We start from the raw sequence: 11,693 nt of genomic DNA on the forward strand, positions 1-11,693 counted from the left end.
TTGTTCTCGGCAGGCGGTCAACAGACAACAGGCTACCAAAATTGAGGGATCATACCCCCGCCGGGCGGCGGGGGCAGTGAAACGAATGTTACCAATATTTAGACGGAGGTCTCCCTCAGTTCAAAGTATCAACTTCCACCCGCATAAAGGTATTAGGTTCGAGTGAGTCAGCGGGTTCAAGGAACACATCCATGGCCTCAACGCGAATACAGTCACCGGGCGTAAGCATGGTCGTTCTGTCATCATACTCAACCCTGAGTGGTATAACCTCGGCACTGTCTGCCGCGCAGACCCGAACGATGCGATCCCTGCTGTATGACACAACCTGTTTTCTATCGTCCTCGAAGAAAAAGTACTCGTCTGCATCAGACTGCATTCTGGCGCGGTACTCCAGATAGGAACCCGTTTGAGGTTGGGCCGCCAGTGGCAGTGCAAATACAAAGGTTGTTATGGCAGCGGTTGCTGCGATCATGATTTTTTTTGGAATGGAAATACACATACAATACTCCTTTCCTTGGGAATCTCAGCGCCCACCTGCATCTCAAAGTATAAAGCTTTTCATGCAGATACTTCAGGCACTTATGCAAACCGTCGCATCAGCGCGAACAGTTCGCATCGATGGATTGACATGGCTGCCTCTAAGCTCTTGTTAAAGCAGCCATGTGTCTAGGGTACTGATCTGTTAATATTTTTCAAGTCACTGGAAAAACAAACAGTATCAAGAGCCCAGAACTGTACAGCTTCCGTGACCGATGGGAGGTTTTTTATCACTCGCGCTTGGGCCAGTTGTTTTGCATTTCAATAAACGCGAAAGACGCGGACCAGGTGATCAATACAAAACCAACCAGCCCCTGTGTACCATACAGAAAGCGCACCGGGCCCAGTGGAATCATGTCACCATATCCCAATGTAGAATAGGTCACAGCAGACATGAATATGTAATCGAGAAAAACCAGAGTGTCATATCCAGCCAGCTCACCGATCCCCTGAACCTGTATCAGCCACCAGGCACTGACACCGAATACCCAGATCGCAACAATGTGAGCCACCAACAAGCCGAACACCAACAGTAACATACGACGCCGGTGCGATATTTTCGATTGACTGACAATACGGCTAAGGCCGATAAAGGCTTCATAATGCAACATGACCGTTGATATAGTTGCGATCAGGCTCACGGTAAAGGCAACTACATAATCCGAACTCATCACTCGCTGACAGCCTCCAACGTTGCGGCCGGAGCCACTCTGAAGCCTTTCGCTTCGTCACGTTTCATCCAAATCGCCATGTTCCGGGAAAAAGGCTTCCCCGGATTGGCCCCCACAAGCAGCTTCGGAGCTAGTGGATCGACAAAGCACCCTTCCCCCTGCCAGACATCAGTCGTCTGCGTCGTCGAAATCACGACCCTTCCTGGCGTTGGTTTTGGCGCCTTTTTTGCTGGTTTTGCGCTTACTGGTACCGGCGTCATCCTTTTCGTCCGCGTCATCATCGTCCGGTTGTGCCAGTGACGACAACGAAGCTGACTCAATGGTGATCGGCGCCGCCGGTGCCTTGCCTTGCTTGTCCTCGCCAAAATACATGGTCAGGTGCGGGAACGGAATCTCTATACCCGCCGCATCCAGATGGTACTTCACAAGTCGGTTATAGGCCCTGCCCACGCCCCACTGTGCGCCAGGCAGAGTTTTTATTCGTACCCTGATATTCACTGAGCTATCGGCAAGCGCGGTGACCCCATGCACTTCCAGCTCTGCCAGAATATTGGCTTTTTGGTCTGGGTCTGCAATCAATTCTGCATAGGCTTCACGCAGCCGCACGATAACCTCATCGATATCTTCGCGATAAGCCACGCCATATTCGCCGACATGGTAGGCAAATTCGCGCATATAGTTCGCGACCGTATCCACGGAAGAAAACGGAATCAGATGATAGGTGCCGGACAGGTCCCTGATACCCAGCGAGCGTATGGTCAGCTTTTCCGCGGTGCCTGTGACGCCGCCGGCACTGACCACATCGCCGCTGTTGATGGCATTTTCAAGCTGAATGAAGACACCGGTAATAATGTCCTGCACCAACTTTTGCGCGCCAAAACCGATGGCCAGACCGAGAACACCGGCGCCAGCGATAAGCGGGCCAATGTTGATACCGATCTCCGCCAGCACAATCATCAGGGTCATCACAATAATGGTGATGGCTACCGCGTTGCGGAAAATGGTCAGCAGTGTCGCTTCGCGGGCACTGGGCGCGCTCGTATCGCCCTGCGGATTTAATCGCTGTTCAATCCAGCTGGCTAACCCGATCCAGACCAGCATCGCCATGATAATGATGAATGCGACCGATATGACGATGCCCAGCACGCGCGCACCCGCTTCAGACGCCGTCCATTGCGCCAGGTCGAATAAGCCCCACGCATCTGCAACGAGGCCCACCACCACGATCAGAATAATCAGCCGTGCCACTTTCATGACTGTCGGGAGGAAGCTGTTCATGCGATCTTCCAGCATGGGGAACCGCGCCTGCGTTTCTGCAGGCAGATGGAATCCGCGACTGATCAACTGACTCAGAACCACGGAGACAAACAGACCGATACCCACTGCCAGTAACGTGCGTAATGACGCAGCCAGCATAAAGGGAAGAGCGTCCTCAGGACGGGCAACGGTCACCAGTGCCAATGCGGCAAAATAGATGATTGCAACCACGTACCAGGACTTGGCGAGCATACCCAGCAAAAGCCGATTGAATGCCAGTTCTGTCTGACTCGCACGCTGCTCAATCTGCTGGGTTACCGGCGCCTTGTTCTGCAGAATAATGGCCAGCGCATACAAAAACGCCAGCAACATGACGGCCAGTGCTACCAACTGGCCTACGTCGGGCGACAACATCGCGTTTACCAGCGGCACCAAAAACAGAATGCCGTAACCGATAAACCCACTGAGACGCGCCAGCCATGCATTCCAGTACGCCGCCTGTTCAGCGCTCATGGGTAACATGCGCAAACCGTCATCACGCGAGGCAAACAGACCGCGAATAAGGGCTTTAAATATTTCGATCAACAGGAAGGCATTAAGAAACAGGGACTGATAGATATCCATCTCACCCGTGATGCCGAGTGCAAACAGCGCCACCAGGTAACCACCGACATAAGCCAGCAAGATTACCGCGACATCGAGTACAGCAGCCCCGACGACGGCAACCAGTTTCCGCAACATGGCACTGCGGGCTGCATCCTGCAATGCCCAGCGATTGGCCATGGCAAACAGCGGCCGTATCGCGAGTCGCAGTACCAATAGCAGGCCCACTGTCACCGCAATGACAATCAGCAGACTGATACCGGTTTCAATCAGCTCATCAAGATTCAGCGCACCACCGCCGCTGAACACGTTGCCTACGGCATTGACCCCATCTGTAATCTCACCGACAAAGCGCTCGGCAAAGTCACGCGAAGTGTCCGCAATGCGACGGGCCGGCGAAATGCGTTCCTCAGTCGGTTCCTCGCTCGCGGCACCTTCTGTGCTGGCAGGACTCTCTCCTGCGGCCAGCGCCCGTAGATCGTTGATCAAGCGCTCACGTGCGGCATCATCCTGAAGAATGTCGGCAAGATAGGCATACGAGGTATTGTCACCACTGGCGTCGGCATTGCCCGATGACTCTGGCGCCTCTGCGGCCATTACAGTTGGAATATAGAAAAATGTGAGTAAGGTAAGAAAAAGGAAAGCTTTCACTGTCCTCAACGAATTAAGGTAGGTCACAGGGTTCGGCTCCATGCACGCGTATGATGAATTCACAGTGTTACACACTACGTATCCTAACTGAACCCTACGCAAATAGCACCGCGCTGGATCACTCTGAATATTCGGCTCCGGCAGACCGAGTCGTCAACAGGGGGAATCCGAGACAGCTCAAACCGCCAGCTTCGGCGATGACCTTTAATCCCAGACTGTGCATCATGACAATTAAAATGTTAACGATGACTTCACAGTGCGTGTCTGTCGTCACTTTCGCAATAAACGACTTATCTATTTTGAGGTTGTCGATCGGAAAACGCTTCAAATAACGTAACTGGAATACCCGGTTATAAAATCGTCCAATAAAATACTTACATTGAGTTCCATCGACCTGACAAATCGGTCATCTACTTCTGAGAGCCCGAACACACGCATATGGCGTTTCATGAGGCCTCTACCAGCAGCTAAAATCAGCCGCTGATGGTCAGTTTATTGCGCCCTTTGTGCTTGGATTCGTAAAGTAAGCTGTCAGCCTCGCGCACAATATCTACCGGCTGCGTATGCCTGTCGTGCAGTTTCGCCAACCCGGCACTGATCGTGACAACGCCGTGCTTTGACCGGGAGAATTCGATTTCCAGCTGTCGCACCGATGTCATGACTCGTTCAGCCACATACCGCGTAGGTTCGGCACTGGTGCAAGTAAATAGTACAGCCAACTCCTCTCCTCCGTAACGATACACCCTGTCGTCATTGCGGATACTGCGCGTAATGGCCTGTGCTATCTGCTGGAGCACCTTGTCGCCCTGGGTATGACCGTAACTGTCATTAAAAAGCTTGAAATAGTCGACATCAATCAGCATCAGAAAAAAGCTGCCGTGACCACTTCTCGCTTCGGCAAATAGTCGCTCCAGATCACGATCAAATGCACGCCGGTTGTGGATTCCCAGCAGGCCGTCCATCAGACTCAGTTCACGTAAATTGCTGTTGGCTGCCTCAAGTTCCTGCGTACGCTCGGCGACAAGTCGCTCCAGCGTGTTTTGTGTATCGCGAATGTTCACCGTCATGTCATAAAACGTATTCGCCAACAGCCCGACTTCATTGCCCAGATCACGTGGCAAGCTCACTCGTCCTTCAGCAACAGCAGCATAATCTCCGCCACTGACGCGCTGCGCGGCCTCGTGTAGCTGAGCCAATGGCCGTTCGGCATCACGGCGGATGATGAAAACAATGATAACGACCAACAGCACTAACAGCAGTGTGCCTGTGGACAGAACGGCTGCTGCCGCCTGATTGGCCGAACTTCTGATCATGGCCCCCGGATAGACCGAGACAAACCACCAGTCTGGTCCTGCCAGTTCGCTGACCGCCAGCCAGGTGTCATCTACCTCATTTTGGATCAAGGAAACGGTTCCTGGACTGCCCGCCGTTGCTGCGTCGATCAGTTCGTAAATTCTGACGACCGCAGGGTCATCTATGGTCTCCAGTGACATCTGCCCTACCCAGCGTCGATCCGACGCAGGTGGCGCAGGTTGTGCAACCAGAAAACCATCACTGCGAAAGATAAGGTTGTAGCCTCCATCAGGCGTATCTGTCACCAGTTTATTCATGACTTCTGTCAGTGACACATCGTGGCTGGGGTTTATCAGATGCCTGCCCTCAAGGTCCAGGGGCACCTGGTAGGTAAGCGCCCATTCCTGCGCCGTCTCATCGTAATACAGTCCGCTCCAACCTGGCTCCCGCCCGGGATTTTCTGACTGTTGCATGGAGCGAATGACGCCAAGCTCGTTCATCGGCAGATCAGGAGCAGCTTCCAGCCCCCATGGCGTGCCAGGGGCATAGAGCGCAATGGCATTTTCGGGGAATGTAACGTGAACATTTTCAAACCGGTTTATCCAGGCCGGCCCCAGCTGCGCCAACAAACGGGTGGAAAGTACCAGACGGCGCTGCAGGTCAGCATCGTCAACCGGTTGATTATTGCCGATAAAACTGGTCAGGCCTTCATAGTAGAGGCCGTCCTCGGCATAAACGCCATCGTAGAACTCACGACGCATGCGTACAGCATTGTCCTGATCAGTCTCGTAGTATGACCAGAACTCCTCCTCGGTCACGGTCACGTCAGACGTATAAAGCCTGATAAACTCGCGACTGAAGCGCGCCAGGTTGTCCCTGGCCAGCTCAAAGATGACACTGTCGTTACGGGCACGCTCAACGACCCAGTCGCTCAGGTTATCGAGCAGACGGGTTTGCGTCTCGGTCTGAATAAACGTGTACGCCAGCATGGTCAGACTACCCACGACAAGCGTGGCCGCAAGCACGATGCGTAGCAAGACACTGCGCATCAGGGAGCGCGGGCGGGAATCCGGTCGTTGGTTTCCGAGAGGCCCCGTCAAGACGAATCCCTGGAGCCGGGCGAACTCTTGTTGTATTTAAATGTGTCCCAGACCCGATACTTTTTGAAATACCAGAGCATAAACGGGGTTTCTATCGCTGCATAACTAAGCAATGCAAACCAGAACCAGTTAACAGAAAAGAAGAGCAGGCTGAACTCGTGACCACTACCTGAATACAGACTACCCGCGATCAAAAGCACTGTCCCGGAAGCCAACAAATCATTCAACGCAATTCGCCAGATATTGGCGCCACACAGCAACGGGTAAATGACGAGGTACGCCAACAACGCCACAACAAAATTTATGCTGATGACTAATATTTCGGGGCTATTCATGTCGCCCTCCCTGTTGGAAACTTTCGCATGCCTCACCGTCCATTGCGCTGCGAACTACCTACTGACCGGTGGCTGCCTGCCGCTCTCTTTCATACTCATTAAATGACTTGTTCGCACGTTGCATGCAATCGTCGAATTGTGAAGGCGGCAACCGGTGACACTCAAGCCGGTTGCTGGCCTGAATTCCTTCGTAAACGCCCCTGTTGCTGCAGCCAGACAGCGCCAACAGGCAGGCCACAATCAACAACAGGGCTATTCTTGCGCTTTTCATACCACCTCCGACCTATCCGGCTTGAAGTTTAAACTGTTTAAGCACATCCTTTGTGCACATCACAGTAGCATATTCTTTGTCCAGATTTGCCAGCGACATGGCATGGACTTCATCAGCCGACCTCGGCACCCCGGTATAGTCATTTTTGTCGAACGCAAAAGTAGCATCCGACACCACAAGCGTCGCAAATCCCAGGTTGCCAGCAGTACGGGCAGTCGCCTCAACCGAATTATTGGTACTGACACCAACAAGCACCACCCGGCCTATCCCGCGGACATGCAACCATCGCTCCAGCCCCGACAGGATGAAGGCATCGGGAACATTCTTTTCGACAATGTGCTCGTTGTCTGCCGGGGCCAGTTCAGGCTGAAACGCGGCACCCGGCTGGCCGGGCCAGAATGGAGAATCCGGACTTCGTGAAATATGCCGCACATGAACGATAGGCCAGTCTGCGCCGCGCCATGCCATGAGCAACTGTTGTATATTATTTTCAGCGTCAGGATTGTTTCGTGGCCGCGCGGCGGATCCTTTCATGCCCTGTTGCATGTCAATGATTATCAGGGATACTGGTTGTTCGGTCATTTTTTCACCAATCTTGAATACCGTCAGGGGATTCTGTTTCGGGTTCCATTTGCTGATGACACGTTACTCCACTCTCCAGGGAGGAAATCGTCTGTTCTCGCCGGCGTAGTAAAGGCATAGGGTGTTGTTATCCGGGTCCCTCAGCCGGGCTTCGCGCCAAAGCCACTCTTCGTCTTTGGGGGTCTGGTCAAACTTGTATCGTTTATTCTGCAGTTCCAACACCAGTTCATCGAGTCGCGACGATTCGAAATACACAACCACATTGGAGTTGTTCATCGTCTCTGATACCAGATGCACCGAGAAGGTAGAGTGTCCATCTGGACATTCGAACCTGGCATACTCTGGCGAGTCCACGATGAGGATAAACCCCATGCCGCAATAAAACTCAATGGATCTAAGTATGTCGGTAGAAGGTAACGTAACCTGGTTCAGGTTCATAAGCTGTCGCTCTCGATTCTAAGTCATTGTTATTTTACTCCTGGATAACCCGAAAACACGACACCTTCAATAATGGGGCAGGATTCGACCCAGGTTGCACGTCCGGTTCCAGTAGAGCTGAAAACGCTCAATCACTCGTTGCCCGGCATCGCTTCGGACGCTTTTAGAAGCGCTCAATGTAATTAAATATATCTGCTTTGGCCATAACCATGGTCCGATATCCCTTTCGGTTCACCTGCTCTCGCTTGAGGACCCGAAACTGTGAGCCCGCTGGAGACAACACCTGATGGACGCTAAGTTGGCGAAATGTCTTATGAAATTATTAGTAAGTGCCGACATGTCAGTGCCGGCGTCGGCCGCAACCCACATTTACTATGGCGCACCCGGATGATTGACCCTCAAGCCGCATAGGCCACCCTGGCAGGCGCTTAAAAAGCGATGATTTTTATCAAAAATGGGCAGCTCTACCGGAGGCGGGTAAACCGTGCAGACACAAAAAAGCCCGCACTAGGCGAGCTTTTTTGTGTCTCTGTATGGTGCACCCGGCACGATTCGAACGTGCGACCCCCTGATTCGTAGTCAGGTACTCTATCCAGCTGAGCTACGGGTGCGAAAGAGGTGCGTATTATATATAAATAGGAGAATTTTCAAAGCCCTTTTTGCCTTAAATGCATTATTTTTAGCCGGTTTTCCTGTTGTACTGTGGCCGTGATAAGATTGGGCTCTGAATCCAATGCTGTCGAGTCGGGAAACAAATCATGAAAATTACACACACTCTCAGTGCCTTGGCGCTTGGTAGCCTGCTGACAATGGCGATGCCGGCGTCTGCGGATTACGCCACCGGCATTGCTGCCTACGAGGCAGGTGATTACCAGCAGGCGTTACTGGCGTTTGAAGTTGACGCCAACAATGGCCATGCACGCGCTCAGGAGCGCCTGGGCAATATGTATCGCACCGGTCAGGGTACCCGGCCGGACCCGGTAGTAGCCATCAAATGGCTGACACTGGCATACACCAATGGCTTGCGCTCCACCCTGCCCACGCTGGAAACACTGCGTGAAAGCATTACCGAAGCGCAACTGGTCGAGGGCGAACAGATGGCGCTGAGCTGGCTGGAAGATGCCAACCGCATTGTATTTGCCGATGATGACACTGACGCCCTGTACGACGCTCAAGGCTTCTGAGTGACCTTGGCCGACAGCTGGCGGCGCCTGTCCCGTGTGGCAGTCTGCCTGTTGTGGCTGCTGGCGATCCCGGCAATGGCCGCTGATGCGACGGCGCCATCGCCGGCAGCCATAACGTCATTAACCAACCTCGCCGAGAGCGGCGACCCCGACGCCCAGTTTTCCCTCGCCAACCGCTATCTTGAGGGCAACGGTGTCGAGCAGGACAATTTTGCTGCCCTGCGCTGGTTTACGCGAGCAGCCGAGAATGGCAACGCCAATGCCCAGTACAACATCGCCGTGATGTACCTGAATGGCATCGGCGTGGTCAGGGATCCGGAGCAGGCCGTCACCTGGTTTGTGCGCGCGGCCGAGAACGGTGACCCGCCTTCTCAATATACTCTGGCCGTGCTGTTGTTTAACGGCCAGCTTGGCGTACCACAGAACGTACCCCAGGCATACAAATGGTTCACGCTCGCCGGGACCGCCGGCGTCAAGGAAGCTGCGGCCAACGCGGTGCTGGTGCAGGAACTGCTGCCCGCCAATGAAGTTGAGGCTATGCAGGCCGAGGCGCGCCAATGGATTGATACGTTTAATCAGCGTCAGAACAATGAGACTGCCACCGACTTCGACTCACCAGAGACCCCATGAGAACTACCTTCTTTACTGACACATTGCGGACAGCGACCATCCTGCTTGTATTGCTGTTGACTCCCCACCTGCCCGCACAGGCGCAGATCACCATTGCCGATGAAGACACCGAGCTGCCGGATTACACCGATTATTATGCTGCCGTGGAGGCTCTTGAGGCAGGCGACTATGCCACCGCATTAGAAGAGTTCAGGCAATCAGCGGCAGAAGGCCTGCACCTGGCGCAATACAATCTCGGCGTGATGTATTACACCGGCCAGGGCGTTGAGCAGAGTTATGAGGACGCTTACCACTGGCTGCTGCAGTCGGCGGAACAGGGCCACCTGAACTCAATGTTTAACGTCGCCACCATGTATTACAACGGCCAGGGCGTGAACTCGGCGTTGATGCAGGTATGGCCACTCTCCCTTTTCAGCCGCCGGCAGAATCTGGTGCAGGCGGCCACCTGGTATCAGGAAGCGGCGGAATATGAACACGCAGGGGCGCAGTACAACCTGGCGACCATGTATGAAGTTGGCGAAGGTGTACAGCAGGATCTGGGCGAGGCTTACAAGTGGGCAAGGCTGGCTCGCGACAACGAAGCCAATGGCGCTACCGCCCTGGTTACCCGGCTGCAACAGATGATGACACCTGAGCAATTGGTCCGGGCACAGCAGGCTTATGCTGAATGGGTGTTGCAGTATCGGAGCTGATAAACGACTCAGTGTTTTAAAGGTTAAACAACTGTCGTCAGACTGACGCTGCGGCAATAGTCTTGATGCGTGCGACCATTGCCTGCAGACCACTGCCCCGGGTCGGGCTCAGATGCCGCATCAGGTCGATTTCGGCGAAATACGCTTCAATATCAAAGTCCAGAATCTGCTGCGGTGTCTTGCTGTTGTAGGCAGCCATCACGATACCCAGCAGGCCTTTGACGATAAAGGCGTCGCTGTCGACCTGAAAGTACAAGTGTTGCTCGCGCTGCCCGGCGCTCAGCCACACTTTACTCTGGCACCCGCGAATTATATTTTCATCAATGCGCTCACTGTCCGGCAGCGGCGGCAGCTCTTTGCCCAGGTCAATGATGTACTTGTAGCGGTCATCCCAGCTGTCAAAAAATGCCAGCGTGTCGATGATGTCGTCCGTGGTAATGTCTACACCAAACTCTTTCATTAAAAGAACATTCCTGTTTCCAGTTGAGCCTCTTCGCTCATCATGTCGCGGCTCCAGGGAGGATCGAATACCAGATCCACATTGACGGTGCTCACGTTGGGCACTTTGCGTACGCGGTATTCGACATCGCCGACCAGCACCGGTCCCATGCCACAGCCAGGCGCCGTCAGGGTCATGTCAATGTCGACGCTATGACTGTCCTGATCAATGACGACTTTGTAGATCAGTCCGAGGCTGACCAGGTCGACCGGAATTTCCGGGTCGAAAACAGTGCCCAGCGCTTCCCACACCTGATCTTCGTTAATGCGGTCGTCATCAGGCTCAGGAAAACTCAGCGTTTCCGGCTGCAAACCGAGGATGGCGGCATCGGTGCCATCCACACGCAGCATCTGTCCGTTATGCACCACCGTGTAATTACCACCCAGTGCCTGCGTGATACTGACAAAACTGTCTTTGGCAATTGTAACCGGTGTGCCGTCCGGCACGCGTCGTGCCGGGCAATCGGCCTGCGCTACAACCATCTGTCGCTGCATGTTCTATTCTCTCTGCCCAAAGGCTCTTGGTGCTGGCTGCTCAGCCAACACTGAAACTTTCACCGCAGCCACAATGGTCCTTGGCGTTCGGGTTCTGAAAACGAAGCTGGCGGTTGACGCCTTCGGTGACTATATCAATCTCGGTGCCATTGACCACGCCCAGGCTGCCGCGATCGATCATCAACTCTACGCCCTCGTCCAGGGTCTGGCGAATATCATCAGCGCCCATCTCAGGCACCAGGTCAACCACATACATGAAACCGGTGCAGCCACTTTCCTTGACGCTGAGGCGAACAGCTCGTGCGCCGCCGTCTTTCTGCAGTTGGCGACGGAAGTGTTCGACTGCCGCCGGGCTTACTGTCACCGGTGCATCTGTCACCCGCGTGGTGGCAGCAGTACGCGGATCAAACGTTTCTACAGCCATGGTATTACCCTCTTTTTGATGTCGACCAATTG

Annotated in this window: 15 protein-coding genes and 1 tRNA gene; 3 read left to right on the forward strand and 13 right to left on the reverse strand. The window is 53.8% G+C overall.

What is annotated here, in order from left to right:
• Window positions 1-115 precede the first annotated feature (115 nt).
• The 10 genes from PHACT_RS02580 to PHACT_RS02625 all read right to left on the reverse strand — a co-directional run bounded on the left by PHACT_RS02580 (window position 116) and on the right by PHACT_RS02625 (window position 8,349).
• Window positions 116-499, reverse strand: coding sequence for a hypothetical protein (locus PHACT_RS02580; RefSeq protein ID WP_070115778.1), 384 nt, complete (start codon window positions 497-499; stop codon window positions 116-118).
• 268 nt (window positions 500-767) lie between these two features.
• Window positions 768-1,208 (reverse strand): ion channel, encoded by a 441-nt coding sequence (locus PHACT_RS02585; protein WP_070115779.1) that lies wholly within the window; start codon window positions 1,206-1,208, stop codon window positions 768-770.
• 168 nt (window positions 1,209-1,376) lie between these two features.
• Window positions 1,377-3,665 (reverse strand): mechanosensitive ion channel domain-containing protein, encoded by a 2,289-nt coding sequence (locus PHACT_RS02595; RefSeq protein WP_070115781.1) that lies wholly within the window; start codon window positions 3,663-3,665, stop codon window positions 1,377-1,379.
• A 172-nt stretch (window positions 3,666-3,837) separates the two neighbouring features.
• On the reverse strand, window positions 3,838-4,047 hold the full coding sequence (locus PHACT_RS15940) for an EAL domain-containing protein (RefSeq protein WP_397389501.1): 210 nt from the start codon (window positions 4,045-4,047) through the stop codon (window positions 3,838-3,840).
• A gap of 145 nt (window positions 4,048-4,192) precedes the next feature.
• The gene (locus PHACT_RS02600; protein ID WP_070115782.1) at window positions 4,193-6,061 is read right to left on the reverse strand and encodes a GGDEF domain-containing protein; all 1,869 of its coding nucleotides are present in this window, start codon (window positions 6,059-6,061) and stop codon (window positions 4,193-4,195) included.
• A gap of 47 nt (window positions 6,062-6,108) precedes the next feature.
• Window positions 6,109-6,447 carry a hypothetical protein gene (locus tag PHACT_RS02605; protein ID WP_070115783.1) on the reverse strand — a complete coding sequence of 113 codons (339 nt, stop codon included), beginning with the start codon at window positions 6,445-6,447 and terminating at the stop codon, window positions 6,109-6,111.
• A 58-nt stretch (window positions 6,448-6,505) separates the two neighbouring features.
• Complete coding sequence (locus PHACT_RS02610) at window positions 6,506-6,718, reverse strand: hypothetical protein (protein WP_070115784.1); 213 nt, start codon at window positions 6,716-6,718, stop codon at window positions 6,506-6,508.
• Between the two features lie 12 nt (window positions 6,719-6,730).
• Window positions 6,731-7,300, reverse strand: coding sequence for a cysteine hydrolase family protein (locus PHACT_RS02615; protein WP_070115785.1), 570 nt, complete (start codon window positions 7,298-7,300; stop codon window positions 6,731-6,733).
• A 63-nt stretch (window positions 7,301-7,363) separates the two neighbouring features.
• Window positions 7,364-7,738: a VOC family protein gene (locus PHACT_RS02620; RefSeq protein ID WP_070115786.1), complete on the reverse strand. Its 375-nt coding sequence runs from the start codon at window positions 7,736-7,738 to the stop codon at window positions 7,364-7,366.
• Between the two features lie 534 nt (window positions 7,739-8,272).
• Window positions 8,273-8,349, reverse strand: a tRNA-Arg gene (locus PHACT_RS02625).
• A 147-nt stretch (window positions 8,350-8,496) separates the two neighbouring features.
• On the opposite strand from PHACT_RS02625, the gene PHACT_RS02630 reads away from it, so the two are divergent.
• The 3 genes from PHACT_RS02630 to PHACT_RS02640 are packed head-to-tail and all read left to right on the forward strand — an operon-like array spanning window position 8,497 to window position 10,244.
• Complete coding sequence (locus tag PHACT_RS02630) at window positions 8,497-8,922, forward strand: SEL1-like repeat protein (protein ID WP_070115787.1); 426 nt, start codon at window positions 8,497-8,499, stop codon at window positions 8,920-8,922.
• Window positions 8,923-9,552 carry a tetratricopeptide repeat protein gene (locus PHACT_RS02635; protein ID WP_070115788.1) on the forward strand — a complete coding sequence of 210 codons (630 nt, stop codon included), beginning with the start codon at window positions 8,923-8,925 and terminating at the stop codon, window positions 9,550-9,552.
• Entirely contained in the window at window positions 9,549-10,244 is a 696-nt protein-coding gene (locus PHACT_RS02640) for a tetratricopeptide repeat protein (RefSeq protein WP_070115789.1), read from the forward strand. The genes PHACT_RS02635 and PHACT_RS02640 overlap by 4 nt, the downstream gene beginning before the upstream one ends.
• Before the next feature lie 37 nt (window positions 10,245-10,281).
• Here PHACT_RS02640 and PHACT_RS02645 read toward each other — a convergent pair whose 3' ends face one another.
• From PHACT_RS02645 to PHACT_RS02655, 3 genes are read right to left on the reverse strand one after another with little or no spacing between them, the layout of a single operon-like run.
• Complete coding sequence (locus tag PHACT_RS02645; protein ID WP_070115790.1) at window positions 10,282-10,704, reverse strand: SufE family protein; 423 nt, start codon at window positions 10,702-10,704, stop codon at window positions 10,282-10,284.
• Window positions 10,704-11,237, reverse strand: coding sequence for a putative Fe-S cluster assembly protein SufT (gene sufT, locus PHACT_RS02650; RefSeq protein WP_070115791.1), 534 nt, complete (start codon window positions 11,235-11,237; stop codon window positions 10,704-10,706). Before sufT ends, PHACT_RS02645 begins: the two co-directional genes overlap by 1 nt.
• A gap of 40 nt (window positions 11,238-11,277) precedes the next feature.
• On the reverse strand, window positions 11,278-11,661 hold the full coding sequence (locus PHACT_RS02655; RefSeq protein ID WP_070115792.1) for a HesB/IscA family protein: 384 nt from the start codon (window positions 11,659-11,661) through the stop codon (window positions 11,278-11,280).
• Window positions 11,662-11,693: the final 32 nt, after the last annotated feature.

The sequence above is a fragment of the Pseudohongiella acticola genome, from assembly GCF_001758195.1.
Lineage (GTDB): Bacteria > Pseudomonadota > Gammaproteobacteria > Pseudomonadales > Pseudohongiellaceae > Pseudohongiella > Pseudohongiella acticola.

Bases quoted from the DNA above. Each gene is read 5' to 3' on its own strand.
- PHACT_RS02580 (WP_070115778.1), bottom strand. From the start codon at position 499: ATGTGTATTTCCATTCCAAAAAAAATCATGATCGCAGCAACCGCTGCC.
- PHACT_RS02585 (WP_070115779.1), bottom strand. From the start codon at position 1,208: ATGAGTTCGGATTATGTAGTTGCCTTTACCGTGAGCCTGATCGCAACT.
- PHACT_RS02595 (WP_070115781.1), bottom strand. From the start codon at position 3,665: ATGGCCGCAGAGGCGCCAGAGTCATCGGGCAATGCCGACGCCAGTGGT.
- PHACT_RS02600 (WP_070115782.1), bottom strand. From the start codon at position 6,061: ATGCGCAGTGTCTTGCTACGCATCGTGCTTGCGGCCACGCTTGTCGTG.
- PHACT_RS02605 (WP_070115783.1), bottom strand. From the start codon at position 6,447: ATGAATAGCCCCGAAATATTAGTCATCAGCATAAATTTTGTTGTGGCG.
- PHACT_RS02610 (WP_070115784.1), bottom strand. From the start codon at position 6,718: ATGAAAAGCGCAAGAATAGCCCTGTTGTTGATTGTGGCCTGCCTGTTG.
- PHACT_RS02615 (WP_070115785.1), bottom strand. From the start codon at position 7,300: ATGACCGAACAACCAGTATCCCTGATAATCATTGACATGCAACAGGGC.
- PHACT_RS02620 (WP_070115786.1), bottom strand. From the start codon at position 7,738: ATGAACCTGAACCAGGTTACGTTACCTTCTACCGACATACTTAGATCC.
- PHACT_RS02630 (WP_070115787.1), top strand. From the start codon at position 8,497: ATGAAAATTACACACACTCTCAGTGCCTTGGCGCTTGGTAGCCTGCTG.
- PHACT_RS02640 (WP_070115789.1), top strand. From the start codon at position 9,549: ATGAGAACTACCTTCTTTACTGACACATTGCGGACAGCGACCATCCTG.
- PHACT_RS02645 (WP_070115790.1), bottom strand. From the start codon at position 10,704: ATGAAAGAGTTTGGTGTAGACATTACCACGGACGACATCATCGACACG.
- sufT (WP_070115791.1), bottom strand. From the start codon at position 11,237: ATGCAGCGACAGATGGTTGTAGCGCAGGCCGATTGCCCGGCACGACGC.
- PHACT_RS02655 (WP_070115792.1), bottom strand. From the start codon at position 11,661: ATGGCTGTAGAAACGTTTGATCCGCGTACTGCTGCCACCACGCGGGTG.